The organism is Anaerovibrio sp. (genome assembly GCF_051866355.1).
Lineage (GTDB): Bacteria > Bacillota > Negativicutes > Selenomonadales > Selenomonadaceae > Anaerovibrio.
This window is the reverse complement of record NZ_JBJDWZ010000022.1, coordinates 21,065-26,441: the sequence shown is the minus strand read 5'-3', so window position 1 is coordinate 26,441 and position 5,377 is coordinate 21,065. Positions and strand designations below refer to the sequence as shown.

At 55.5% G+C, this 5,377-nt stretch carries 7 protein-coding genes; all 7 read right to left on the bottom strand.

All coding sequences use genetic code 11. From position 1 onward, the window contains the following. Positions 1-395, bottom strand: a 395-nt coding sequence (locus tag ACI3UA_RS01180) for a flavoprotein (protein WP_439723007.1), incomplete at its 3' end; no start/stop codon positions are given. A gap of 27 nt (positions 396-422) precedes the next feature. After that, positions 423-647: a DNA-directed RNA polymerase subunit omega gene (rpoZ, locus tag ACI3UA_RS01175; RefSeq protein ID WP_439714483.1), complete on the bottom strand. Its 225-nt coding sequence runs from the start codon at positions 645-647 to the stop codon at positions 423-425. Beyond that, positions 644-1,264, bottom strand: a complete 621-nt coding sequence (gene gmk, locus ACI3UA_RS01170; RefSeq protein ID WP_439723006.1) for a guanylate kinase — start codon at positions 1,262-1,264, stop codon at positions 644-646. Before gmk ends, rpoZ begins: the two co-directional genes overlap by 4 nt. Before the next feature lie 2 nt (positions 1,265-1,266). Next, on the bottom strand, positions 1,267-1,512 hold the full coding sequence (gene remA, locus ACI3UA_RS01165; protein ID WP_439723005.1) for an extracellular matrix/biofilm regulator RemA: 246 nt from the start codon (positions 1,510-1,512) through the stop codon (positions 1,267-1,269). 30 nt (positions 1,513-1,542) lie between these two features. Continuing rightward, positions 1,543-2,421, bottom strand: coding sequence for a YicC/YloC family endoribonuclease (locus ACI3UA_RS01160; protein WP_439723004.1), 879 nt, complete (start codon positions 2,419-2,421; stop codon positions 1,543-1,545). A 131-nt stretch (positions 2,422-2,552) separates the two neighbouring features. Further along, on the bottom strand, positions 2,553-3,395 hold the full coding sequence (gene dapF, locus ACI3UA_RS01155; RefSeq protein WP_439723003.1) for a diaminopimelate epimerase: 843 nt from the start codon (positions 3,393-3,395) through the stop codon (positions 2,553-2,555). A gap of 84 nt (positions 3,396-3,479) precedes the next feature. After that, the coding region (locus ACI3UA_RS01150) for a dynamin family protein (RefSeq protein WP_439723002.1) at positions 3,480-5,377 on the bottom strand (1,898 nt) is incomplete at its 5' end.

Below are 5,377 nucleotides of genomic sequence, written 5' to 3'. Positions count from 1 at the left end.
ACAGGATTTTCATACATGTTGCTGTTCATGGCAGGCGCAAAGAAAATCGGCGCCTTCGTTGCCAGCACCGTGGTAGTCAGCATATCATCGGCAATGCCTGCCGCCGCCTTGGCAATCACATTTGCCGTAGCCGGGGCAATCAGCACCGCATCCGCCAGGCTGGCCAGGGCGATATGCTCCACATCATAAGTGTGTATTTCGCCCCACATGGAGGTGACAACGGGATTACCGCTGATTTCCCGCATGGCTGTTTCCGTTACGAAGTTCTGCGCCCCTCTGGTGAGTATGACATGGACAGCAGCCCCCTTCTTGCGCAGGCGGCTGGCCAAATCCACGCACTTATAGGCGGCAATGCCGCCGGTGACGCCCAGAACTATTTTTTTCCCATTCAACATATCGTCTCTTCCTAGTTTTTCAGGGCCTTACTTTATGCCGCTGGTCAGGCGCTTGTAGGTAATCTTTCCCTCGTAGATTTCCTCCATGGCATTGGTTACATCACGGGTAGAGGTGCGCTTGGCAGTGACAGGATGGCTCTTGTCCATGATGTCACGAGCGCGCTTGGCGGCCAGCGTTACCAGTGTATAGCGGCTGTCCACCAGCGGGGTCAGCTGATCCAGATTCGGGGTTACAATGTTCATCTTACTCATTCTGCATTCTCCTTCCACTGCGTCAAGCCTGCCAGCAGGGCTTCATTCAGGTCGGTGCGGTGATGCTCCGCCTCTATGATGCCGGCAATGGCCTTTTCAGCAGCCTCTACCTTATCATTAACCACCACATAACGATAATTATGGGCAATTTTTATCTCATCTGCAGCAGCGCCCAGACGACGCTGCAGACTTTCCTCCGTTTCGGTGCCGCGCCCTTTCAGGCGGGCGGCCAGTTCCTCCAAAGACGGCGGCAGCAGGAAGATGAACAAGCCCTCCGGCATGGCCTTCATGACGTTCAGCGCCCCCTGCGTATCAATCTCCAGCAGGATATCCTCTCCTGCCGCCAGCCTGTCCAGCACCTTCTGCTTCGGCGTTCCGTAGTAGTTGCCGTATACCTCGGCCCATTCCAGCAGCTCGCCGTCTGCAATCATCTGCCGGAACCTTGCCTTGTCGTAAAAGTAATAGTTGACGCCATCCTGCTCCCCCGGCCTGGGCTGGCGGGTTGTGGCCGAAATGGAGTACGAAATCTCCGGATGATTTTTTCTCAAAAGGTCGCACACCGTACCCTTGCCGGTGCCGGAGGGACCTGAAATCAGAATCAGCAAACCCTTGCGCACTGTCAATCCTCCTCCACAATTCTATGGGACATGGTATCAGGCTGTACTGCTGACAGCACCACATGCCCGCTGTCCGTTATGATTACCGCCCTGGTGCGGCGGCCATAGGTCGCATCAATGAGCTGGAAGCGGTCGCGGGCATCCTGAATAATCCTCTTGATAGGCGCGGATTCAGGGCTGACAATAGCCACCACCCGGCTGGCCGATACCACATTGCCAAAGCCTATATTAATCAGCTTGATATCCAATGCAAAACAACTCCCCTCACCGGCATGGCGTCACTCAATATTCTGAATCTGCTCGCGGATTTTCTCAATCTCGCTCTTGACATCCACAACAAAACGCGCGGCACCGGCGGAATTTGCCTTGGAGGCCACTGTGTTAATCTCCCGGTTCATCTCCTGCACCAGAAAATCCAGCTTGCGCCCCACCGGCTCATCCATGTCAATGATGCTGCGGAACTGGTCAAAATGACTGTGCAGGCGCACGGTTTCCTCCGTATAGTTCACCTTGTCCGTAAACAGGGCTGTTTCCTGAATAATCCTGCTCTCATCAATGCTTTCCTTGGAAAGGTATTCCTCCAGCAGCTTTTCCAGGCGCTGGCGGTAGCTGTCCACTATTTCCGGTGCCAGCTTTTCCAGCTCTGCCGTGTAGTCCTCCAGCACATCAATGCGCGCCAGAAGGTCCGCCCTGATGTTTTCCCCCTCGGCTGTGCGCATGGCCACCAGATTGCCCAGTGCCTCGTCAAAGGCCGCCATCAGTACCGGCTCTGCTTCGGCCAGCTTGGCATTTTCCTCTGTAATCTTCAGCACGTCAGGATAGGCGGCAATCTGGGCGGCGGATGGTTTTCCCGTCAGTCCCAGCTGTTCGTTGATTTCCATCAGCGCACGGCCATAGGCCGCCGCCAGCCCCCTGTCCACACTGACAGTCACAGCCTTGTCGCGGAGGTCCTGAAAGCGCACGTTGATATCCAGCTTGCCGCGGGACAGATATGACTTAATCTTTTTGGTAAGCTGGCTCTCGAACATATTCAGGCTGTAGGGCATGTGATAGTTGGTTTCCAGATAGCGCTGATTGACGGTTTTCAGCTCCACATGCACCTTGAAATCCTGATTTTCACAGTCACCGGCCCCAAAGCCGGTCATACTTTTTATCATGAATAAAATCCTCTTTGCAGTCTTTTTGCCGGGCCCTGTTGCCAAAGCACCCGGACGAGTATAAATTTTAGCTTGTACATTATAGCACTAAATGATGTCTATGACAATATTGGCCGCCACACAAAAGCGCATTACAGCGGATATCTGCCGCTGTATACCTGCACAGCCGGTCCTGTCATGTAGAGATGGTTATCCTTTTCGTTCCACTCGATTACCAGACTGCCGCCGTCCAGCCTTACCTCTGCCTTGCGTTCAGCCAGACCGTTCAGCACGGCCGCTGTCAGGGTTGCGCAGGAGCCGGTACCACAAGCCAGAGTGACGGCGGCACCCCGTTCCCAGACCCGCATCCTGAGATGGCGGCGATCGATTACCTGTACAAACTCCGTATTGGTCTTGCGTGGGAATTTGGCGTGAGTTTCAAAGTGTCTGCCCAGCTCGTAGATAGGGAAATTCTCTGCATCATCCACAAAGACAACACAATGAGGATTGCCCATGGAAACGCAGGTCATCCTGAAGCTCTGTCCCTGCACCTGGATTTCCTCGTCAATTACCCTGTTCATGCCATAGCCGTCTACCGGAATTCTGTCACCTTCCAGCACCGGCTCACCCATATCCACCTGAATCATGGAGATATTGCCGTTTTCCTTGAGGATTTTCGGCACGAGGATACCTGCCCCTGTTTCAACGGTAAACTCTTCGGCGGCCACATGGCCTGCCTCGTAAACGTAGCGGGCGAAACAGCGGATGCCGTTGCCGCACATCTCGGCTTCACTGCCGTCCGCGTTGATAATCCTCATGCGGATATCCGCCTTGTCAGAAGGCAGTACCAGCAGGATGCCGTCTGCCCCGATGCCGTAGTGGCGGTCGCAGATTTCCCTTGCCGCGGCCACATACGGCTCATCAGACTGCTGCATGCAGTCAATCAGCACAAAATCGTTGCCCGTTCCCTGCCATTTGGTAAACTCAAAACTCATATTTCTACACTCCTCGCTGTACGGTAGATTCACCGTACCCATAAATTGAATATCAAAGCTGAATAAGCTGCCCGCAATATCTATCTAAGCAAGCTGTTTCAGCACATCCTCCAGTACCTCTGCCGGCACGCCGCCCTCCAGGGCGGCCAGATTGGCTGCGTGATTTGCCTGCAGCAGCCTTTGGAAGCGGGCTTTGACTTTGGCAAATACCTCTTCTGTACCGGCCTGCAGCCTTTCTGCCAGCCGCAGCTCCTGCTGACTGAGATATTCGTCCGCCAGCCTGTTAAGTATGGCTTCCAAGGCGGCAGCCATAACTTTGGAGCCGCCTTCTTCAAAGAAGCTCTTTGGATTTTTATAGCCGGACAGAGCTGCGCTGAACATTTTTTTATCCACGGCTTTGAAGGCGTTTTCATAATCCATGCCGCTCTCGTAGGCGAAATCGCGGGGCGCAATCGTCAGCTCGCTGTCAATTTCCAGCAGCCTGCCGTTGACCTCCTGCTGCAGCAGAGCCGCCTGCCTGCCGATAAACTGCTCCATGCGCAGCGTAGTGGCCCGCAGCTCCTGTGCCAGATCAAAGCCCATGCTTTCCAGTAGCTGATTCAGCGCTTCCTGCAGCTTGCCGCCGGAATTTTCCCTGCCTTTCAGCAGGGCCGGGTTGAAGGCCTCACGGAAAAAGTCGGTATATCTGAGGAACACCCTCTGCTTGACGTAGTAAATCAGCTCGTGCCTTTCCTGCCGCTGGCGGCCCTGCATGTCCTGTGAGGTAAGCTCTCCCAAAAGCTTGTCCGTCTGCCGCTGAAACGCCAGCAGCTGGTCACGCCGCCGTTCCTTTTCAGCGGCATCACTGCGGTTGAGCCTGATAAGCTCCCTGACCCGTTCCGCCGCCAGATGGTACTCTCCCTTGGCGGCATTGACGGCGATGCCCGTCAGCTCATCCAGCACAAAGCGATAAAAGGCATCCTCAAAGGCAAAGCCGCCCGTCTTGCCGGCCAGCTTGTCCTTCAGCATTTGCTGGCTGGACAGGCCGAACATCTGCGGTTTCCTGACGCCGTATTTTTTCAGCTGGCCTGCCACATAATCGACTACACCTGCCGCTTCGGCCCTGCTTTCAGCCAGGTCAATGGCATTGACGATAAAAAACATCTTGTCCAGGGCAAAGGCATCCTTGACCCGCCCCAGCTGGATGAGAAATTCCCTGTCAGCCCGGCTGAAGGCGTGGTTGTAATAGGTTACAAACAGCACCACATCCGACTGGCGGATATAGTTGAAGGACATATTGGTATGGCGGGCGTTGATGGAATCCGCCCCCGGCGTATCCACCAGCGTAATGCCCAGCCTGGTAAACGGGCAGTCATAGTAAACGGCCAGCCAGTCTACAAAGCAGGATTTTTCCTCCCGTGCGGCATAAGCGCCGAAATCCGCCAGCTGTCTGTCCAGCTCCTGTCCCAGATAATCCGCGGCTTCCTGATAACCGGCGACAAAGGCCCGCAAAAAGGCCTTTTCCTTCTGGCGGCCTGCCGATGTATCCTGCAGGGCATTTTTTACCAGTGCCAAAGCCTCCTGCATGCCGCCTGCCGACATCTGAAAGGCCGACAGCGCCCTGTTCACATCCGCCAGCAGCATGGCCTCGTCCTTGAGCTTCACCAGCACCGTGCCATGCGGATGCGCCTCATCCACAGGACAGATTTTGTTGATGGCCGCCGTCGTCGGATTTGGCGACACCGGAAGCAGGGCTTCTCCCAGCAGTGCATTGGCAAAGGAGGACTTTCCTGCGCTGAAAGCACCGAAAAGCGTAACCATGAAGCCCTTTCCTTCAAGGCGTTCAGCGCGTTCAAGAAGCTCGCCTGACAGCTGGCGGAGGACAGGGATGCGCCCTGTCAGCTCACTGCCGCGGCGCAGCTTCGCCGCCCATTTGTGCAGTGCCAGCCTGCCGCCGCCATCAGCATCGGCGGCAGGGGCGCTATCCGCCCTGCCGTCCTCAT